General features: G+C 72.2%; 20 protein-coding genes. 6 read left to right on the forward strand and 14 right to left on the reverse strand.

Annotated features, from left to right (window positions below; genetic code table 11):
- Positions 1-239: 239 nt before the first annotated feature.
- Together ACWGJB_RS36480 and ACWGJB_RS36485 are read right to left on the reverse strand one after the other, a co-directional pair.
- Positions 240-902, reverse strand: coding sequence for a response regulator transcription factor (locus tag ACWGJB_RS36480; protein WP_123973178.1), 663 nt, complete (start codon positions 900-902; stop codon positions 240-242).
- Between the two features lie 302 nt (positions 903-1,204).
- Positions 1,205-1,882 carry a DUF3000 domain-containing protein gene (locus ACWGJB_RS36485; RefSeq protein ID WP_453384331.1) on the reverse strand — a complete coding sequence of 226 codons (678 nt, stop codon included), beginning with the start codon at positions 1,880-1,882 and terminating at the stop codon, positions 1,205-1,207.
- 120 nt (positions 1,883-2,002) lie between these two features.
- On the opposite strand from ACWGJB_RS36485, the gene hemE reads away from it, so the two are divergent.
- Positions 2,003-3,070, forward strand: a complete 1,068-nt coding sequence (hemE, locus tag ACWGJB_RS36490) for a uroporphyrinogen decarboxylase (RefSeq protein WP_453384332.1) — start codon at positions 2,003-2,005, stop codon at positions 3,068-3,070.
- A gap of 9 nt (positions 3,071-3,079) precedes the next feature.
- Here the strand turns inward: hemE and ACWGJB_RS36495 are convergent, their stop codons facing one another.
- Complete coding sequence (locus ACWGJB_RS36495; protein WP_453384333.1) at positions 3,080-3,904, reverse strand: rhomboid family intramembrane serine protease; 825 nt, start codon at positions 3,902-3,904, stop codon at positions 3,080-3,082.
- Between the two features lie 131 nt (positions 3,905-4,035).
- Here ACWGJB_RS36495 and ACWGJB_RS36500 point away from each other — a divergent pair, with 131 nt between their 5' ends.
- On the forward strand, positions 4,036-4,341 hold the full coding sequence (locus ACWGJB_RS36500) for a hypothetical protein (protein ID WP_453384334.1): 306 nt from the start codon (positions 4,036-4,038) through the stop codon (positions 4,339-4,341).
- 79 nt (positions 4,342-4,420) lie between these two features.
- Here ACWGJB_RS36500 and ACWGJB_RS36505 read toward each other — a convergent pair whose 3' ends face one another.
- A complete protein-coding gene (locus ACWGJB_RS36505; protein WP_453384335.1) occupies positions 4,421-5,812 on the reverse strand; it encodes an FAD-dependent oxidoreductase in 1,392 nt (463 codons plus the stop codon).
- 37 nt (positions 5,813-5,849) lie between these two features.
- Entirely contained in the window at positions 5,850-6,737 is an 888-nt protein-coding gene (locus tag ACWGJB_RS36510; RefSeq protein ID WP_453384336.1) for a DUF4349 domain-containing protein, read from the reverse strand.
- A gap of 155 nt (positions 6,738-6,892) precedes the next feature.
- On the opposite strand from ACWGJB_RS36510, the gene hemG reads away from it, so the two are divergent.
- Both hemG and hemQ read left to right on the forward strand, forming a co-directional pair.
- Positions 6,893-8,470 carry a protoporphyrinogen oxidase gene (hemG, locus tag ACWGJB_RS36515; protein ID WP_453384337.1) on the forward strand — a complete coding sequence of 526 codons (1,578 nt, stop codon included), beginning with the start codon at positions 6,893-6,895 and terminating at the stop codon, positions 8,468-8,470.
- Between the two features lie 5 nt (positions 8,471-8,475).
- Positions 8,476-9,207 carry a hydrogen peroxide-dependent heme synthase gene (hemQ, locus tag ACWGJB_RS36520; RefSeq protein ID WP_453384338.1) on the forward strand — a complete coding sequence of 244 codons (732 nt, stop codon included), beginning with the start codon at positions 8,476-8,478 and terminating at the stop codon, positions 9,205-9,207.
- Between the two features lie 6 nt (positions 9,208-9,213).
- On the opposite strand, the gene ACWGJB_RS36525 is transcribed toward hemQ, so the two are convergent.
- The 6 genes from ACWGJB_RS36525 to ACWGJB_RS36550 form a co-directional block, all read right to left on the reverse strand.
- Positions 9,214-10,851: an alpha/beta hydrolase gene (locus tag ACWGJB_RS36525; protein ID WP_453384339.1), complete on the reverse strand. Its 1,638-nt coding sequence runs from the start codon at positions 10,849-10,851 to the stop codon at positions 9,214-9,216.
- A 152-nt stretch (positions 10,852-11,003) separates the two neighbouring features.
- Positions 11,004-11,783, reverse strand: coding sequence for a TIGR04222 domain-containing membrane protein (locus ACWGJB_RS36530; RefSeq protein ID WP_453384340.1), 780 nt, complete (start codon positions 11,781-11,783; stop codon positions 11,004-11,006).
- A 96-nt stretch (positions 11,784-11,879) separates the two neighbouring features.
- The gene (locus ACWGJB_RS36535; protein ID WP_453384341.1) at positions 11,880-12,674 is read right to left on the reverse strand and encodes a DUF4142 domain-containing protein; all 795 of its coding nucleotides are present in this window, start codon (positions 12,672-12,674) and stop codon (positions 11,880-11,882) included.
- A 336-nt stretch (positions 12,675-13,010) separates the two neighbouring features.
- Positions 13,011-14,294 carry a multinuclear nonheme iron-dependent oxidase gene (locus tag ACWGJB_RS36540; RefSeq protein WP_453384342.1) on the reverse strand — a complete coding sequence of 428 codons (1,284 nt, stop codon included), beginning with the start codon at positions 14,292-14,294 and terminating at the stop codon, positions 13,011-13,013.
- Positions 14,295-14,416: 122 nt separating this feature from the next.
- Positions 14,417-15,208 carry a DUF4142 domain-containing protein gene (locus ACWGJB_RS36545; protein ID WP_453384343.1) on the reverse strand — a complete coding sequence of 264 codons (792 nt, stop codon included), beginning with the start codon at positions 15,206-15,208 and terminating at the stop codon, positions 14,417-14,419.
- Between the two features lie 106 nt (positions 15,209-15,314).
- Positions 15,315-16,040, reverse strand: a complete 726-nt coding sequence (locus ACWGJB_RS36550) for a peptidyl-tRNA hydrolase (RefSeq protein WP_453384344.1) — start codon at positions 16,038-16,040, stop codon at positions 15,315-15,317.
- A 99-nt stretch (positions 16,041-16,139) separates the two neighbouring features.
- Between ACWGJB_RS36550 and ACWGJB_RS36555 the strand changes: the two genes are divergently transcribed.
- Positions 16,140-17,012, forward strand: coding sequence for an ABC transporter ATP-binding protein (locus tag ACWGJB_RS36555; protein WP_453384345.1), 873 nt, complete (start codon positions 16,140-16,142; stop codon positions 17,010-17,012).
- A complete protein-coding gene (locus ACWGJB_RS36560) occupies positions 17,009-17,680 on the forward strand; it encodes an ABC transporter (protein WP_453384346.1) in 672 nt (223 codons plus the stop codon). The genes ACWGJB_RS36555 and ACWGJB_RS36560 overlap by 4 nt, the downstream gene beginning before the upstream one ends.
- On the opposite strand, the gene ACWGJB_RS36565 is transcribed toward ACWGJB_RS36560, so the two are convergent.
- The 3 genes from ACWGJB_RS36565 to ACWGJB_RS36575 form a co-directional block, all read right to left on the reverse strand.
- Complete coding sequence (locus tag ACWGJB_RS36565) at positions 17,672-17,854, reverse strand: hypothetical protein (protein WP_453384347.1); 183 nt, start codon at positions 17,852-17,854, stop codon at positions 17,672-17,674. The two genes, ACWGJB_RS36560 and ACWGJB_RS36565, sit on opposite strands and share 9 nt — an antisense overlap.
- An 18-nt stretch (positions 17,855-17,872) precedes the next feature.
- A complete protein-coding gene (locus ACWGJB_RS36570) occupies positions 17,873-18,709 on the reverse strand; it encodes a polysaccharide deacetylase family protein (protein ID WP_453384348.1) in 837 nt (278 codons plus the stop codon).
- 92 nt (positions 18,710-18,801) lie between these two features.
- The gene (locus ACWGJB_RS36575) at positions 18,802-19,686 is read right to left on the reverse strand and encodes a slipin family protein (RefSeq protein ID WP_453384422.1); all 885 of its coding nucleotides are present in this window, start codon (positions 19,684-19,686) and stop codon (positions 18,802-18,804) included.
- Between the last annotated feature and the right edge of the window lie 68 nt (positions 19,687-19,754).

The raw sequence follows: 19,754 nt of genomic DNA on the forward strand, positions 1-19,754 counted from the left end.
CAGTCTCTTCGTTTTGTGTGTTGTGTTGTGGTTTTTTTTCTTGTCCTTCTTGGCGGTGGTGATCACCCCGCTCGCGCCGCCCTCCCTGTGCCCCCCCCGCCCCCCGGAGGGTCGTAAACCAGTCAGGTCGGTGAAAGATCAGGTCCACGAACGGGGGACGTCGTCGTAGGACGTGACAGCGGATCAGCGGCCGATCCGGTTCACGTCACTGAACGGTGGAGTGCGGGATGAGCGATCGGTCAGTGGATGATGCCGGTGCGCAGGGCGACCGCGACCATCCCGGCGCGGTCGCCCGTGCCGAGCTTGCGGGCGATTCGGGCCAGGTGGCTCTTGACGGTGAGGGCGGACAGGCCCATCGAGACGCCGATCGCCTTGTTCGACTGGCCCTCCGCGACCAGTCGGAGCACCTCGACCTCACGGCCGGAGAGCTCGCGGTAGCCGCCCGGGTGACTCGGGGCACCCGGGGGGCGGCGGTGCATACGGGCGGCGGCGGAACCGATGGGGGCGGCGCCCGGTCGGGTGGGGAGCCCGATGTTGGTGCGGGTGCCGGTGACGACGTAGCCCTTGACCCCGCCGGCCAGGGCGTTGCGCACGGCGCCGATGTCGTCGGCGGCGGACAGGGCCAGGCCGTTGGGCCAGCCGGCGGCGCGGGTCTCGGAGAGGAGGGTCAGTCCGGAGCCGTCGGGGAGGTGGACGTCGGCGACGCAGATGTCGCGGGGGTTGCCGATGCGGGGACGAGCCTCCGCGATGGACGAGGCTTCGATGACATCGCGCACGCCGAGCGCCCACAGGTGGCGGGTGACGGTGGAGCGCACGCGCGGGTCGGCCACGACCACCATGGCGGTGGGCTTGTTCGGGCGGTAGGCGACCAGGCTTGCGGGCTGCTCGAGGAGAACGGACACCAGGCCTCCTGGGGTGGGGGACGGGGGCCGGCTTGTGGGGAAGAAGCCGGGACGAACCGTGCTTTCAAGGTCACAGTCGTCTTCGGCATCAAACCCGTCCGCCTTTAGAGAATGATCACGATCTGGTGAGTAACAATACGTGCAATTCGGACACGCGATCGATCATCCGAAGATCGAATCGGTTCGGGCTGTTGTCGTACGGGACAGAAAGTGGCCGTATCGACAAAGAGATGGTCAACGAAGGGTGAGTCGACGGGACCCGGGTGGACGGGTCCTCGAACACTGACGGAACGAGGCGGCGGCTAGCGCGCCTGCGGGTCGCGGCGCTGCGGCAGCGTGACCACCGAGGCGTCGCCCGGAGCGGCCGGCGGCAGCCCCGCCACCTGCGCCAGCAGATCGCACCAGGAGGCAAGATGCGCCGCGGTGTCCGGGACCCCGGCGCGGCCCTCCCGGGGCGTCCACGAGGCCCGGATCTCGATCTGCGAGGCGGCGGGGCGCTCGGACAGCCCGCCGAAGTAGTGCGAACTCGCCCGCGTGACGGTCCCGCTCGGCTCCCCGTACGACAGGCCGCGCGCCTGGAGGGCACCGGTGAGCCACGACCAGCAGACGTCCGGCAGCAGCGGATCGGCCGCCATCTCCGGCTCCAGCTCCGCGCGCACCAGCGTGACCAGCCGGAACGTCCCCCGCCAGGCGTCGTGCCCGGCCGGGTCGTGCAGCAGCACCAGACGGCCGTCGGCGAGGTCCTGCTCGCCGTCGACCACCGCCGCCTCCACGGCGTACGCGAACGGGGCCAGACGCTGCGGTGCGGGCGTCGGCTCCACCTCGACCTGCGGCCGCAGCCGCGCGCCGCGCAGCGCGTCGACCGCGGCTCGGAAGGCCGGTGGCGCCGTACTCCCCGTATGTCCTTCGCCCTCCTCGGTGCCCTTCCCCTCGCCCATCCCGCCAGCGCCGTCCGACAGTCGTCCCTGAGCCGCAGCCATGCGGGGAAGAGTAAGGGGAACGACGCCTTCGCGCAGGGAGAGACACCACCTAAGGCCGCACCCGAGGCCCCGCACGGGCCGGGGCCGCACCGGGTTCGGGGGCGTGCGAGACTTGCCGTCGTGAGTGCGAACGGAAGCCCCGCGGGCCAGCAGCCGACAGCGACGTACGACAGTGCCTTCCTGAAGGCGTGCAGGCGTGAACCCGTGCCGCACACCCCCGTGTGGTTCATGCGGCAGGCCGGTCGCTCGCTGCCGGAGTTCCGCAAGGTGCGTGAGGGCATCCCCATGCTGGAGTCGTGCATGCGGCCCGAGCTGGTCACCGAGATCACACTCCAGCCCGTCCGCCGGCACAATGTGGACGCGGCCGTCTACTACAGCGACATCGTGGTCCCGCTCAAGGCCATCGGCATCGACCTCGACATCAAGCCCGGCGTCGGCCCGGTCGTCGAGCACCCGATCCGCACCCGCGCCGACCTCGCCCAGCTCCGGGACCTCACCCCCGAGGACGTCTCCTACGTCACCGAGGCGATCGGCATGCTCACCCGCGAGCTCGGCCCGACCCCGCTGATCGGCTTCGCCGGCGCCCCGTTCACCCTCGCGAGCTACCTCGTCGAGGGCGGCCCCTCGCGCACGTACGAGAACGCCAAGGGGATGATGTACGGCGACCCGGAGCTCTGGGCCGACCTGCTCGACCGCCTCGCCGACATCACGGCCGCGTTCCTCAAGGTCCAGATCGAGGCCGGCGCCTCTGCCGTGCAGCTCTTCGACTCCTGGGCCGGCGCACTGGCCCCCGCCGACTACCGCCGCTCGGTGCTCCCCGCGTCCGCGAAGGTCTTCGAGGCCGTCTCCGGATACGGCGTCCCGCGCATCCACTTCGGCGTCGGCACCGGCGAACTGCTGAACCTCATGGGCGAGGCCGGCGCGGACGTCGTCGGCGTCGACTGGCGCGTCCCGCTCGACGAGGCCGCCCGCCGCGTCGGCCCCGGCAAGGCGCTCCAGGGCAACATCGACCCGACCGTCCTGTTCGCCGGCAAGGACGCGGTGGAGACCAAGGCGCGCGAGGTGCTCGACGCGGCCGCCGGTCTCGAAGGCCATGTCTTCAACCTCGGCCACGGCGTGATGCCCTCCACCGACCCGGACGCGCTGACCCGGCTGGTCGAGTACGTCCACACCGAGACGGCCCGCTGACCCCGTCCGCTACCAGCCGTGCCGGGGTCGGGCCCGCCTGCCGAACAGCAGGCCGCGCGGTTCCGGCGGCGGGGGCGTGCCCGGCTTGAGCGGCCAGGCGAGCAGCATGCCCACGAGGAAGCCGACGATGTGCGCCGCGTACGCCACCGTGCCGGCGTCGGAGACGCCCTCACCGGACGAGTACACGGCCTGGAGCACGAACCAGAAGCCCAGCACCAGCCAGGCCGGCAGCCGCAGTGGCAGGAAGACCAGGAACGGCACCAGCACCCAGACCCTGGCCCTCGGGTAGAGGACGAGATAGGCGCCCAGGACGCCGGCGATCGCGCCGGACGCGCCGATCAGCGGGTCCGCCGAGGTGTCGTTGAGGAGCGCGAAGCCGTAGCCGGCCGCGTAGCCGCAGACGACGTAGAAGAGGAAGTACCGGACGTGGCCCATCCGGTCCTCGACGTTGTTGCCGAAGATCAGCAGGAACAGCATGTTGCCCAGCAGATGCAGCCAGCTGCCGTGCAGGAACATCGCCGTGAAGACCGACAGCACCGGCGACTTGTCGTAGGAAGGCGGTCCGACGACACAGCCGGGGCCGTTCTGGCCGATGCCCGCCGCGCCGGTCGGGACCAGCCGCGGCATCTGATGGTGGATCAGCTCTCTGGGGACCGCCGCATAGTGGTCCGTGAAGGCCTGGAGATGGCACAGCTGTGCCAGATCGCTCCCGCCGGCCACGGAGCCGGCTATGCCGGGCGTGAACAGGAAGACGAGGACGTTCGCGGCGATGAGCGCGTACGTCACGTACGGCGTGCGCCGCACCGGGTTGACGTCATGGACGGGTATGACCACAGCTCACTAGTGCCCAGGGCGGGGGCGCCCGAAGCGCGGAGCGGCTCGGTGAACGTCGGCACGCGCGGGTGCGTATGTCCTTGCGACCGATGAGCTTCAGGTGATGTTTCAGGCGACGTGAGGACCAGGCGATGAACGAGCGGGTTGCTTCTCAGGGGTTCCCTCCCATGCAGGCCATGCCCGACGGTGAGGCGGAGATCTCTCTTGTCGTGCGGCTTCCCTGGGAGGACGTGGCGCGGCTCGGTCAGGAGGCGGGACGGCTGGCGGCGCAGATGCAGCGGCCGGTGACGCTGGACGAGGCGGTGAGCAATCGGCTGCGGTCGACTCGGCCGGCGGCGGCGCATGCGGCGCGGCCGGGGACCGAACCGCAGCCTCCAGCCACCATGCCGGGTGGAGCCGGGGTCACTTCTCTGCCGAGGATCAGTGGGACGGCCTAGGACGCGTTGCGGGGTGCGGGTGCGTGGGGGCGGGTCGCGCAGTTCCCCGCGCCCCTGGGTGTGTTCCTGTGCCCCTCTTTCAAGAGGTCCCCTTGCGCACCTTGGCCGACGCTTTCCTCGCCGCCACCAGTACCGGGTCCCACACCGGTGAGAACGGGGGTGCGTAGCCCAGGTCCAGGGCTGTCATCTGGTCCACCGTCATCTTTGCCGTCAGGGCCACCGCCGCGATGTCGACCCGCTTGCCCGCGCCCTCGCGCCCCACGATCTGGACGCCGAGGAGGCGGCCCGTGCGGCGTTCCGCGAGCATCTTGACCGTCATAGGGTTCGCGCCGGGGTAGTACCCGGCGCGGCTCGTGGACTCGATGGTGACCGCCTCGAACCGCAGGCCCACCCGCAGCGCGTCCTTCTCACGCAGGCCGGTGCGGGCGATCTCCAGGTCGCAGACCTTGCTCACCGCCGTGCCGACGACCCCCGGGAACGTGGCGTAATCGCCGCCCACGTTGGTGCCGATGACCTGGCCGTGCTTGTTGGCGTGGGTGCCCAGCGGGATGTACTGCTCCTGGCCCGAGACCAGGTTCAGGACCTCCACGCAGTCGCCGCCCGCCCAGATGTCCTGGTGACCGCGGACCCGCATCGCCAGGTCGGTCAGCAGGCCGCCGTGCTCGCCGACGGGCAGGCCCGCGGCCTGGGCGAGGCCCGTCTCCGGGCGGACACCGATACCCAGGATCACCACGTCCGCCGGATACTCGCCGTCCTCCGTGGCCACCGCTCGGACCCTGCCGTCCTGGCCGGTGAGCACCTTGGTGACCTCGGCGTCGTTGACCATGGTGATGCCGAGGCCCTCCATCGCCTCGTGCACCAGGCGGCCCATGTCCGGGTCGAGCGTGGACATGGGCTCGCTGCCGCGGTTGACGACCGTCACCTCGTAGCCCCGGTTGATCATCGCCTCGGCCATCTCGACGCCGATGTAGCCGGCGCCGACGACCACCGCACGACGGCCACGCGTGCGTGCCAGCGTGTCGAGCAGGGCCTGGCCGTCGTCCAGGGTCTGCACGCCGTGCACCCCCGGCGCGTCCGCGCCCGGCATGTCGGGACGGATCGGGCGGGCGCCGGTCCCGATGACGAGTTTGTCGTACGACGTCCAGGACTCGGCGCCGGAATCGACGTCACGCGCGCGTACCCGCTTCCCGGCCACGTCGATCTCGGTGACCTCGGTGCGCGTCCGCAGATCGATGTCCCGCGACCGGTGCTCCTCGGGCGTGCGGGCGATCAGACGGTCCCGCTCCGCCACGTCACCGCCGACCCAGTACGGGATGCCGCACGCCGAGTAGGAGCTGAAGTGACCGCGCTCGAAGGCCACGATCTCCAGCTCGTCCGGTCCCCGCAGCCTGCGTGCCTGGGACGCCGCGGACATGCCCGCCGCGTCCCCGCCGATCACCACCAGCCGTTCCCGTCCACCGCTCATGTCCATGCGAACACGCTACGGGGCGACGGAATTTCGGGCTTGCTCAGGTCTCCCCGCCGGGCGTGCGGCGCCGGCGGACGACCCGCCACCACAGGAACGCGACCAGGGCCGCCAGGGCCGCGAAGGGCAGGGCCGCGCCCAGCGCCAGGGCGATCCAGCGCAGCATGGTGACGAAGACGTGCCAGCCGCCCGCCAGCGCGTCCACGAACCCCGGCGTGTCCTCCTTCGCGGCCTTGGCCACCGGGGTCTGGGTGAGCGACAGGGTGATGGTCGCCAGGCTGGTGCGGTCCTTCAGGGTCGCCTGCTGGGCGAGCAGCGCCTCCAGGTCGGCCTCCCGGCTGCTCAACTCCCCTTCGAGGGTGACCACGTCACTGAGCTTGGTGGCCCGGTCCATCAGCTCGCGGACCCGGGCCACGCTGGCCCGCTGCGACTTGATGCGGCTGTCCACGTCCACCACCTGGTCGGTGACGTCCTGGGCCTTCGCGGTGCGGTCGAGGAGCTTGCCCGCGCCCTGGAGGTCGGTGAGCACCTCGTCGTACTTATCGGTGGGGACCCGGAGGACCACGCGGGTGCGTTCACGGCCGTGGGAGCCGCGGGTGGTGGTCTCGTTGCCGACATAGCCGCCGGCGTTCTCGGTCGTGGTGCGGGCCTCGTCGAGGGCCCGGGGCACGTCCTTGACCTGCACCGTCAGGGAGGCGGTGCGGATGATGTGGTTCACCGTGAGCGTGGGGGCCTTGTCGGTGCCCTTGCCGCTGCTTTCCTTGGCGCCTGCCGAGCCCGCCGCCTCCTGGGCCGCGCTGCCCACGGCTGCCTTGGCGTCGCCGGCATCGCTCGCGGAGCCGCCGGAGTCGCCTCCCGCGCTGCATCCGGTGAGGACGAGGGCGGCGGCCAGCAGGAGGCCGGCGAGAACGGGTCGTACGGGATGTCGCATGGTTTCCCCCGGGGGACGTGATGACTGACGCTCCTTCGACGCCGGGGAGGGGCCGGACGTTTGACCGCGCTGATCCCGATGCGGTCACGGTCCGGACGCGTACGGGTCACCGGGCCCGGGCGGGAGTGTCGGCGGGGTCTGAGAGAGTGGGGGTCATGAGCGCAACGGGTACGGGCACGGGGCAGCACGTCGTGGTCATCGGCGCCGGGATCGCCGGGCTGGCCGCGGCCCACCGGCTGCTGGAGCGCGGCGTGCGCGTGACCGTGCTGGAGGCCTCGGAGAGAGTCGGCGGCAAGCTGCTGCCCGGCGAGATCGCGGGCGTGCGGGTCGACCTGGGCGCCGAGTCGATGCTGGCCCGCCGGCCCGAGGCGGTCGCCCTCGCGCGCGAGGTGGGTCTTGACGACCGGCTGCGGCGGCCGGCCACCGCCACGGCCTCGATCTGGACCCGGGGCGCCCTGCGCCCCATGCCCAAAGGCCATGTCATGGGTGTCCCCGGCACCGCCGCCGCGCTGTCCGGCGTGCTGTCCGAGGAGGGCCTCGCGCGTATCGAGCGCGACGCCGACCTGCCCCGCACCGAGGTCGGCGACGACGTCGCGGTGGGGGAGTACGTGGCCGGGCGGCTGGGGCGGGAGGTCGTCGACCGGCTGGTCGAGCCCCTGCTCGGCGGGGTCTACGCGGGCGACGCCTACCGCATCTCGATGCGCTCGGCGGTCCCCCAGCTCTACCAGGCCGCCAGGACGCACGACTCGCTGACCGAGGCCGTCCGCGAGATCCAGGCCAAGGCGGCCGCCAACCAGCAGACGGGCCCGGTGTTCATGGGCATCGACGGCGGCGTCGGCACCCTGCCGCTCGCCGTGGCCGCCTCGGTCCGGGCGCGCGGGGGCGAGATCGTCACCGGCGCACCCGTGACCGAACTGCGCCGGGTGGGACCGGGCGCGGCAGGCGACTTCGACCGTGACGGCTCGCCGGCCGGCGGATCCGGCCTCCCGTGGGCGACCACCGGGGCGGACGGGGACCGTGAGGCGGGCGGGGTCGCCCCCGGCGGCTCGCACACCGGGTGGCGGGTCGTCGCCGGCGACCGGGTGCTGTACGCGGACGCCGTGATCGTCGCCGTCCCGGCCCCCGTCGCCGCCGCCCTGCTGCGCGCCGAGGCGCCCGCCGCCGCGGCCGAACTGGCCGCCGTCGAGTACGCCTCGATGGCCCTGATCACCCTCGCCTACCGCCGCGCCGACCTTGCCCTTCCCGAGGGCAGCGGCTTCCTGGTGCCGCCCGTCGACGGCCGCACCATCAAGGCCGCCACCTTCGCCTCCCAGAAATGGGGCTGGATCGCCGACGAGGACCCGGATGTCGTCGTGCTGCGCACCTCGGTCGGGCGGTACGGCGAGACGGAGGTGCTGGGACGCGCGGACGCCGACCTCGTCGACGTCTCCCGGCACGACCTGCGCGCGGCCACCGGCCTGGCCGCGGACCCCGTCGCCACCCGGGTCACCCGCTGGACCGACGGCCTGCCCCAGTACCCGGTCGGCCACCACGCGCGCGTGGCCCGCGTCCGCGAGCACGTCGCCGAGCTCCCGGGCCTGGCGGTCTGCGGCGCCCAGTACGACGGGGTGGGCATCCCCGCCTGCATCGCGAGCGCGTACGCGGCCGTCGACCAGCTGGGCGGTGACCTGGCGGCGGTGCGGGAGCTCACCGCCAACCCGGTGCAGAGCCTGCACGGCGGAGCGGGAGAATAAGGACCATGAGTGACGACGCCCCCACCACCGCCTCCGAGCGGATCCCGAACAAGGGCAAGCTGGCCAAGGACCTCAACGAGGTCATCCGCTACACCCTGTGGTCGGTCTTCAAGCTGAAGGACGTGCTGCCCGAGGACCGCACGGGCTACGCCGACGAGGTCCAGGAGCTGTTCGACCAGCTCGCGGCCAAGGAGGTGACCGTGCGCGGCACCTACGACCTCTCCGGTCTGCGCGCCGACGCCGACCTGATGATCTGGTGGCACGCCGAGGACAGCGACCAGCTCCAGGAGGCGTACAACCTCTTCCGCCGCACGAAGCTGGGCCGCGCCCTCGCACCGGTCTGGTCGAACATGGCGCTGCACCGCCCCGCCGAGTTCAACCGCTCGCACATCCCGGCCTTCCTCGCCGACGAGACGCCGCGCAACTACGTCAGCGTGTACCCGTTCGTGCGCTCGTACGACTGGTACCTGCTGCCCGACGAGGACCGCCGCCGGATGCTCGCCGACCACGGCAAGATGGCCCGCGGCTACCCGGACGTGCGGGCCAACACGGTCGCCTCGTTCTCGCTCGGCGACTACGAGTGGATCCTGGCCTTCGAGGCCGACGACCTGTACCGCATCGTCGACCTCATGCGTCATCTGCGCGCCTCCGAGGCCCGGATGCACGTCCGCGAGGAGGTCCCCTTCTACACGGGACGCCGCAAGGACGTCGCGGAGCTGGTCGCGGGCCTCGCCTGACGACGCTCAGCGCTGGTCGGCCTTGCCCTTCAGGGAGTCCCGCAGCTTCTTCTGCTGGGCACGGCCGGCCGGCTTCGGCTCCGGGTGCCCCGCGCAGGACGCCCGCCGCTCCGGGAGCCGGCCCTCCAGCAGGTAGGCCTCAAGATAGCCGTTGACGCACTTGTTGGGGCCGCCGCCGATGCCGTGGGTGCCCGCGTCCCGCTCGGTCACCAGCACCGAGTCGGCCAGCCGCCGGTTCATCTCCAGCGCGCCCGCGTACGGTGTGGCCGCGTCCCGCTCCGCCTGAAGGATCAGCGTCGGCGGCAGCTCACCGGGACCGGTCCGCACGTCCAGGGCCTTCTGCCGGGGCACCGGCCAGTAGGCGCAGGGCAGGTTCATGAAGGCGTTGTCCCAGGTCTCGAACGGCGCCACCCGCGCCAGCCGGGTGTTGTCCCGGTCCCAGGTCCTGAAGTCCGTCGGCCAGGCCGCGTCGTTGCACTCGACGGCCGTGTAGACCGCGTTGCCGTTCTCCGCCGCGGCGGCCGTCGCCGGCGTCGGCGACGCCAGCCGGACCAACGGCTTCGCGTTCCCCTTCAGGAACTTCGACAGCGCCTCCGCGCGGCTCGGCCAGTAGTCGTCGTAGTACCCGGCCGTCAGGAAGGCGCCCTGCAACTGCGCCGGCCCGACCTTCCCGCCGGCCGCCTTCTTGGCCAGCCGCTTGCTCGCGCGGTCGTAACTCGCCTGCACCTTCGCGGCCGTGTTGCCCAGCCCGTACACGTCGTCGTGCTCGGCGATCCACTCGCGGTAGTCCGCCCAGCGGCTCTCGAACGCGGCCGACTGCTCCAGGTTGGAGCGGTACCAGATCTGCGCCGGGTCCGGGTTCACCACCGAGTCCAGCACCATCCGCCGTACGTGCGAGGGGAACAGGGTGGCGTACAGCCCGCCGAAGTAGGTGCCGTAGGAGGCGCCCATGAAGGTCAGCCGGTTCTCGCCGAGCGCGGCGCGCAGCACGTCCAGGTCACGGGCGTTGTTGAGCGAGGTGAAGTACCTCAGCCTGCTCCCGGACCGCTTGAGGCAGCCGCGCGCGTACGCCTTCGCCTCGGCGACCCGCGCCTTCTTGTACGCCGCCGACGGGTGCGTCGGCGCCGGGGACGGCGCCTTGAAGAAACGCTTGGGGTCCACGCAGGACAGCGGCGCCGAACGGTCCACCCCGCGCGGGGCGTAGCCCACCAGGTCGTAGGCGGCGGCGAGGCGCTTCCACTCGGGCAGTGCGCCGACCATCGGGAAGGCCATGCCGGAGGCACCGGGGCCGCCCGGGTTGTAGACCAGGGCGCCCTGCCGGGGCACCTTGCGCTTGCTGTTGTGCGGGTCCTTGTGGGTGGCCCGCACCCGGCTGACGGTCAGTCTGATCTGCTTGCCGTCCGGGTGCGCGTAGTCCAGCGGGACGCTCAGCGTGCCGCACTGGAAGGAACTCGGGTAGTCCAGTCCGGCGGCACACCTGCCGAAGTCGATGCCCTCCGCGCGCGCCCGCGCGGCGGCCACGGCGGTACCGCGCAGTTCGGCCGCCGCCGCGTCCGGGACGCGGGGGGCGCTCCCGGCCGGGGCGGCGGCCAGGGTGGTCAGGATCAGGGACCCGGCTGCCGAATACAGGGCGGGGGCTCTCATGCGTATCCCTTTCGGTGCGGTCGCTGCGTGGCGCGGCAGCAACGGCACCGCAGCGACTGCACGGCAGCAATAAAAGGGATATTTCGACCGGTTGTCGGAGAACGCAAGCACCATCGGCCGGTGTCGGCGCCAATGCCCCTGTACGCCCCCGCTCACTCCCGCGGGAGCTGGTCCCGGTGTGCGAAGGCCGCACGCAGCTCCGGTTCGCCGATCGCGCGGATTCCGCGGACGGCGACCGAGGCGAGCAGCGAGTGGTCGTCGGCCGCCCGGTTCGCCCGCCGGTGCAGCCCGCCCAGCAGCCGCTGCCCCGCCGGGGAGGCCCAGCGCGCGTACGGGTGCACCTCGACGCGGGCGATGGCCAGGCAGCTCAGCGTCAGCGTGAGGGGCAGTGCGAACCACACGGCGACCAGGTCGCGGGGCATCTCGGTCGGGGCGGGCAGCGCCAGGGCGGCCACCGCCAGACCGAACACGGCGAGTGCGGCGGCCCGGACCTGGCGCACGCCCGACGCGACCGTCGTACGCGCCGCCGCGTCCGGCACCGCGAGCCCGGCCCGCACCAGCCCCTCGCCGAGGCTCCGCACGGCGTCCGCGTCGGCCGCCGCCGACCGCACCGGCGCTATCCGCGACTGCCCCTCGGGCCCGATGGCACCTATCACCGACCGTTCCATCTCGTCCCGCGCACGCGGGTCCACGACGGTCGCCCAGCCGGTGTGGGCGAGCAGCAGCCGCTGTTGGCGGGCCATGGACACCAGGGTCAGATCGGCGACCCGCGCGGGCCCGCCGGACAGGAACGCGGCCTCGTACAGCGTCAGATCGTGTCCTCGGCCCGTGTCCGTGTCGGTCGCCGCCGTGCGTACGGCGGCCAGGCACAGCCGAGTGCAGGCGGTGCCGGCGACGGCCCAGGCCAGGAGCAGGAGAAGGACCCAGAACATGACGCGTTTCTATGCCAGAGGCTTGGGAAACGCCATGCTCTGTTCACATTCCGGACCGAGTGTTGTCGGTACGTGACGTTCCGTTTCCCGTGCAGGTCAGGGGCTGTCGGGCGGCGGGGGGCTGGAGGCGGCGGGCGGCAGCGGGTATGCCGAGGCCGACGGCGGGGCCGGTACCGGTGACGGTACGACCGGGATCGCGTCGCTCGGCGCGAAGACCGGCGGCGAGGCGGCGGGGGAGGGCGTGACCGCCAACTGCTGCGCCAGGGCGGCGAAGTCGACGTACCCCGTGGCCTCCAGGACCTTGATGTGGTCCAGGACGGTGGTGTTGGCGTCGTCGGCGAGATCGCGGACCAGGGTGTTCTGGGTGCCGGCACGGACCTGGGCGACGACCGAGAAGACCCGGCCGTGGGCCAGCCGCACGATGTTCGCGAACTGCCGGTCGAAGTCCTGCCCCTGCGCCTCGGTGAGCGTGGCGAGCCACTGTTGCTGCTGGTCGTTGGGCTGGTTGGGAATCGGCACGCCGAGCTGGGCGGCGACGCTGCGGACGTGTGCGTCGAGGGCGGCGTGCCCGTCGACGAGGTGCTGGCCCGCGGCCCGTACGGCCTGGGTGGTGCCCTTCTGCTCCGCCATCTCCCCGGCCGGCAGCTCCCAGAGCCCGGCGAGCCGCACCTTGACGATGAAGTCCCGGTCCAGGGCGGACAGCGGGCCGTAGCGGGTCGACACGGTCTGGGCGCTCAGCACGTTCACCGTGCCGGTCGGGTCCGTACGGTCGGCGTACGACCAGATCGGGAAGACCAGGGCGGCGAGGGTCGCCGCGAGACAGGTGATGATCAGCCCAGTGCCGGTGAATATGCCTCGGCCTTGGACGGGGGGTCGGGAACGCGCGCGCATGATGCCTCCTGCACCGCACGACTGGGGCTTCGCTGTGCGGGCTTGGCATATTACCGAGGGCGCGGGGCGGGGGGCCGGGCCGAGGGGTTGGTACGGGTATGGGCCTGATGTCGGCTGTGGGTGGGTGGGGCGGCCGCGCCCACCCGTGCCGCCCCAGCGGCACGACTGCCCGCGGCTATGCAGCTCCGTGGCTGTGCAGGACACGGCTGAACAGCGCGTCGTCAGGGGCGCGGGGAACTGCGCGACCAGCCGCACACGGCCCGCAGCCGACATCCGACCGAACTTCCATGCGGCACCCTGGCCAACGCCGGTAAGTGACACCCCCGCCCTAAGCCCCTAGCCCCGCCGCAGCAACGCCCTTCGGGCAGCCGACCCTCGGGGCGTCGCGCCCGCTCGGTCGCGCCACCACTGTTGCAGTCGGCGCCGGGACGTCCTGTCTCCCGCTCGGCCGTCGCTCAGCAACCGCTCCGTGAAGTCCAGGGCGTCCCGCCGGTAACCCCCGGTCATCGGCCGCTCCTGTGCATACGCCAGAAACGCCGGCCGATAAGCCTCGCCCAGGATCTCCGGCAGTTCCGGGGCCACCTTCGCCACCACGTCCGCCCGCTTCGACGCCAGTGCCCGCGCCTGCACCCCCATCCGCACCCGGTCGAACCCCTCCGGTACGGGCGTCCCCGCGACCAGGGACGACAGCACCGCGGTCTGTGCGAGCCCGACGCGTTGCCGGGTGGCGTCGGTCACCTCGGGCGGGGTCGGCCGCGCCGAGGCGTCGAACCGGCGGCCGGTGTCAGCGCCCCCCGCCGCCACCGCCCCGCGAATCGCCGCGAGCTCCCGCTCCAGTTCGGCCGGGTCGGGGAAGTTCTCGTCCCGTTCCAGCAGCACTCCCGGCGGCGTGACCCTGGACGCGAGGTCGGTCAGGATGTCCAGGACCTCCGGGGGTACCGGGTGGGCGTGGCTGTCGTGCCAGACGCCGTCCCGCTCGAAGCCGCCCGCGACATGGACGTAGGCGATGGCCTCGACGGGGAGTTCGGCGAGCGCCTTGGCCGGGTCCTCGCCCCGGTTGACACGGTTGGTGTGCAGGTTCGCCACGTCGATCAGCAGCCGTACCCCGGTGCGGTCGACGAGGTCGTACAGGAACTGCCCCTCGGTCATCTCCTCGCCGGGCCAGCAGATGAGCGCGGCGATGTTCTCGACGGCGAGCGGCACGGGCAGCGAGTCCTGCGCGATGCGGATGTTCTCGCAGAGGACGTCGAGCGCGTCCCGGGTGCGCGGCACGGGAAGCAGGTGGCCTGCCTCCAGTAGCGGGGAGGCCGTCAGCGGGCCGCCCGCGCGGACGAACGCGATGTGCTCGGTGACGAGAGGGGAGCCCAGCGCCTGCGCCCGCTCGGCGAGCGCCGTGAGACGGTGCTCCTCCGGGCGGTCCGCGCCGCCGAGGCCCAGGGAGACACCGTGCGGTACGACCGTCACCCCGCGCTCGCGCAGCCGCCGCAGCGACTCGGGGAGGTGACCCGGGCAGGTGTTCTCGGCCACGACCTCGACCCAGTCGATGCCGGGCATGCGCTCCACGGCGTCCGCGATCTCCGGCCGCCAGCCGATGCCCGTTCCCAGCCGCTCCACGGTCATGGCCGCCCCCTCCTCATCCGAATGACGGGGGTATGGCCCCGGAGCGCGTCCGCCAACCTCGTTGCCTGCCGCTTCAGAGCAACATTTGAGGTTCGGGTCCGCGCTCCGGGGAGCTGAACCGGCTATCCGCCGAGCACGCCCAGCGAGTCCACCGGGTCCGGGCGTGCGGTGTTCACCGTGCCCGGCGCGGCGGGCGAGGGCCGCGACGTGACCCGCACGTCGCCGCTGGCCTGCGCGGCCGGAGCGGAGGGCACCACCACCCCCGGTGCCGGCACCGCCGGACCGGTCGGGCTCGCCGTGGTGGAGTTGGCGATCTCGTTGGCGATCGCCTCGAAGTCGACCTTCCCGGTCTTCTCCAGGATCGTGATGTGGTCCAGCACGGTCTGGTTGGCGTCCGAGGCCAGCTGCCGCACCAGGCTGTTGCGGGTGGTGTTCCGTACCGTCCCGATCGCCGGGAAGATCTTGCCGTGCGCGGCGCGCAGCAGGTTCACGAACTTGTACTCGTACTCCGCGCCGGTCGCCGACGACATCTCCTGGAGCCAGCCCTGCTGCTGCTCGTTGGGCACGTTGGGCAGCTCGACGCCCAGCTGTGCCGCGATGATCCGGACCCGCCGGTCCAGGTCGGTGTGGCCGACGATCAGATGGTCCCCGGCCTCCTTGATCTCCGCGCTCGGCGCACGCTGGATGGCCTGCTGCCCGGCCGGCAGCTCCCAGAGCCCGGCCAGCCGGACCCGCACGATCAGATCGCGGTCCGAGGCGGACAGCGGACCCCACTGGGTGGCCACCGTCCCCGCCGCCAGGTTCGCCTGCCCGGTGCCGGAGCGGTCGGCGTACGACCACACGGGATAGGCGAGCACGCCGATCGTGGCGGCGAGGGCCGCCAGGATCATGGCCGTACCGTTGGAACGCCGCAAGGGATGCCTCCCCATGTCGCTGGTTCAGTGACCGGACGTACGGGTGTGATGGCTGCGGTGTTCAAACAAACGGCAAAGTTCGTCAGGGTTTTTAAAAAATTCCAGGTCAGCGAAGTGCGGGATGGTCCGCGACCACGGTGCAACTGCCCGGTGCGATCTCGGTGAACCCGGCGTCCCGCACCAACGGTAGTCCGCTGTCCGTCAGTTCACGCCACTCGGCCGGCTCGGCGGTCCGCACGGCGAGCGGGAACCCGGCCTCGCGCCAGGCCTCCCGCTCCTCCTCCGGCAGCGCCCACCAGGCCAGTTGGGCCCCGTGACCGGCCTGCGCCATCGCCTTCCCCGCCGACATCTCCAGATCCGGGTTCAGCCACAGCACGGCCTGCGCCCGGTCGGCGTCGGCGGGCGGCTCGGGATCGTCCAGCTCCGTCCCGGACACCTGCAACTTCGCCAGCTCCTTGGGCCACCCGTCCAGGGGAACCGGCGGAAACACCCGTACCTCGGCGGACTTGCCCATGAGAGTGATCCCGGGCAGCTCCCCGGCCCGCCGCCACTCGGCCCCCCGGGCCCGCCGCACGACCTTGCGGATCCGAGCGTCCTCCCAGTCCCGAACGGCCTGAGCCCACTCCCCGTCCCCAAGCGCCCGCGGATCACCGAGCATGCTCAGCACGGCCCGCGCGGCGGTCTCGAGAGCGTCGGTGCGGGCGGGCGGATCGGCCTTTTCGATCCGCACGACGAGCGGCAACACGAATTGAGGTGCCTCGTCACGCCTGGTGGGCTCCGACTGGAAGGGACTGTCGCTGGGGCGCGTGGGAACTTCTGTCACACCAGTCAACCTATAAGGGGCGCGGGGAACTGCGCGAACGGCCCCCACGTGCCCGCGGACCGCACCCGACCGAAACTCACCACGCCGATCCCGCACGACAATGTCAGCATGCACCGTGATCTTGAACTGGCCCGCGTAGGCCGCCGCTACGGCATACGTGGCCCCTGGGTGTTACGAGGCATCGACCTCACCATCGCCCCCGGCACCCTCACCCGCGTGGAAGGAGCGAACGGCACCGGCAAGTCCACCCTGCTTCGCATCGTCGCCGGCATAGACACCCCCACCGAGGGCCGTGTCACCGGCCGCCCCCGCACCGCGTACGTGCCCGAGCGCTTCCCCTCGGCCCTCCCCTTCACCCCCTCCGGCTACCTCACCCATCTCGGCACCGTCCACGGCCTCTCCCGCAGGTCGGCCGCCGCCCGCGCAGCGGACTGGCTGGAGCGGTTCGGCGCCGCGGCCTACGCGGCCACACCCATGGCGCAGCTCTCCAAGGGCACCAGCCAGAAGGTCGCGGTCGCCCAGGCCCTGCTCGCCGACCCCCGGCTGCTCGTCCTCGACGAGGCCTGGACCGGCCTGGACGCCGAAGCCCGCGCGGAGCTGGAGCGGGCCGTCGCCGAGCGGACCGCGGCCGGGGGTGCCGTCGTGTTCGTCGATCACGATCCCCGGCGCCTCGCGGGCGCGCCCGACGCGACCTACCAGGTCGTCGACGGCACCCTCAGACCCCGTGCCGCACAGGTGACCTCACCCGTGGGCCCGCACACCGTCGTCACCGTCCGGGGCCCCGCCGGCGGCCGCCTCCCCGCCGAAGCGACCCGCACGGCTGCCTCCGCCGAGGAACCGGCCCCCGGCACCTACCGTCTTACGGTTCCCGCGTCCCACTCGGACGTGGTGCTGCGTGCCCTTCTCACGGCCCACCCGCCGTGGCACGTGGTCACCGTCAGCCCCTCGGACGTCCCACCGGACGAGAAAGCCCGCCCATGACCGCACTCCTGCGCTACCAGACCGCACTCCTCCTGCGCTCCCAGCGCTGGCTGCCACCGGTGATCCTGTACGCCGTGTTCCTGGGCGTGGGTGTGCAGAGTGGTCAGCCGGTGCTGGACTCGCTCGGCTACACGGCCGCGGCGCTGCTGCCGGTGGCCGCCTGGCTGGTACGGATCTGTGTCACGGGCGAACCGTCGGCCGCCCGCGCCTGTGTCACGGCGGCGCGGGGGCCGGCCAGGGCCCATCTGGCCGCCCTGCTCACCGCCCTCGCCGCCGCCGCGCTGCTCGGCACGGCGGCGACCCTGATCGTGACGGTGATCAGCCGGCACGCCACCAACGACCACCGGCTCGCCGTACCACCCCTGGGGGCCGGAGCCGCCGGTCTGTTCGCGACCCTCGCCTGCGCGCTGCTCGGCAGTGCCGTCGGCGCGCTCACCAACCGGCCGCTGCTGCGCTCGCCGGGCCGGGCGGTGCCCACGATGCTGCTCGCCGCGCTGCTCGCGGTGGTGGTCGCGGGCTCCCCGGCGCATGCGGCGGTCAGCAATCTGGTCTCCGGTTCGGAGTCCGGCCGGGTCCCGGTGTCACCCCTGCCCCTGGCCGCGGCGGCCCTGCTCACCGCCGCGGCCTTCACCGTGGCCTGCGTGCTCAACGGCCGCCGCTCATCCTGAGCAGGCGGTCCGCTGCGCCTCCTGCCACTCGCAGACAGGACACATCGTGATGCCCTTGTACGACTCCGGGTACTCGGTCGGCTCCCGGCACAGGACGCACTCTGCGTACGGCGGACCGTCCGTCGTCGGCGGCTTCACGGCCTCGGAGATCGTGCGGTGGTCCTCGTCACTCATGTCTCCAGCGTAGGACGGTCAGCGATGACCGGGCGTCTCCCCGATCAGCTCGGACACCTTCACGAACCGGAAGCCCCGCTTGCGCAGCTCCGGTACCACACTGCGGACCACCCGCTCGGTGGTCGGGGCGGCGCTGCGCGTGCAGTGCATGACGACCACGGAGCCGGGCTTCACCCCGTCCAGCACCTGCTTGGTCACGGCGTCGGCGTCGGTCGCGAACGCGTCGCCGCTCACCACGTCCCACTGCACCGCGGTGACCCCGAGCGAGCCGACCGCGCGCAGTGCCTGCTGGTCGTAACAGCCGCCGGGGAAGCGGAAGTACGGCATCGGATGCGGCACTCCCGCCCTGAGCAGTGCGGCGTAGGCGCGCTCCACGTCCGACTTCATGTTCACGGCGGAGACGGTCGGCAGGCCGTAGCAGTCGCCGGTGAACGCGTAGTGGCTGTAGGAGTGGTTGGCGACCTCGAACTGCGGGTCGCGGCCGAGGGAGCGGGCCTGGTCCGGGTACTCGTCGGCCCAGCGGCCGGTCATGAAGACCGTGGCCGGCACCTTCAGCCGGCGCAGGGTCGCGATCAGCGCGGGGTTGTCGAAGTGCTCGCCGGCGGCCGCGCGGGGCCCCTGGTCGGCGGTCATGTCGGCGTCGAAGGTCAGGGCGACGGTCTTGCCCAGGGTGCGCGGACCGTTGGAGAAGACGGGCGCCAGGCCGCCGGGTCCCGCGGGGAGCGTGGGCGGCTTGGCGGCGGGGGCCGGCCGGGCGGGGGCCGGGTGGGCAGGGGCCGGGTGGCCGGCGTGAGGGGCCTGGGCGGTGCCGCAGGCCGCGAGCGCGGCGCTCAGGGCGACGCAGGCGACGGTCATACCGGTAAGACGGCGTACTGATCGGATCACCCTATGAACGTAGGTCGGATTGTCCGGTTTTTCTGGGTGGCGCGGCGCCGGGGCCGCCGGGGTCACCCGGGCGGCGGCTGTCCCCTCAAGGTGTCCTCAGCAACCGCTCCTGGCGCCGAGGGTTCCGAGAGTTCGGCGAGCCCGGCGAGATCGGGGGGAACGTGCGGTGCGCTGCCGTTCGGCGCGGGCTGCTGGGCCCGCTCCAGGAAGCGCAGCAGCTCCACCGGGAAGGGCAGCACCAGGGTGGAGTTCTTCTCGGCCGCCACCGCCACGATCGTCTGGAGCAGCCGCAGCTGGAGGGCTGTCGGGGTCTTCTCCATCTGCTGGGCCGCCTCGGCCAGCTTCTTCGAGGCCTGGAACTCGGCGTCGGCGTTGATGATCCGGGCCCGGCGCTCCCGGTCGGCCTCGGCCTGGCGGGCCATCGAGCGCTTCATCGTGTCCGGCAGCGAGACGTCCTTGATCTCGACCCGGTCCACCTGAACGCCCCAGCCCACGGCCGGGCTGTCGATCATCAGCTCCAGCCCCTGGTTGAGCTGCTCCCGGTTGGAGAGCAGGTCGTCCAGGTCGCTCTTGCCGATGATGGACCGCAGCGAGGTCTGGGCCATCTGCGAGACGGCGAACTTGTAGTCCTCGACCTTGACCAGCGCGCTGACCGCGTCGACCACCCGGAAGTAGACGACCGCGTCCACGCGCACGGTGACGTTGTCGCGGGTGATGCCCTCCTGGGCGGGGACCGGCAGCGTGACGATCTGCATGTTGACCTTGTGCAGCCGGTCCGCGAACGGGATCACCAGATTGAATCCGGGCTGTCGTACGCCACCGCTGACCCGGCCGAGCCGGAACAGCACACCCTGTTCGTACTGCTTGACAACCCGCGCCCCCGCGGCCAGGTACAGCGCACCGACGCAGAGCGCCGCCACCACCGAGACCAGCAGCTCCTGAACCATCATGACCTCCAGCCAGAGAGGCCCGTTATGTCTGATGCTGCAACGATATGCCCGGCGGGCCGTTCGGG

Source organism: Streptomyces sp. NPDC054813 (assembly GCF_053611365.1).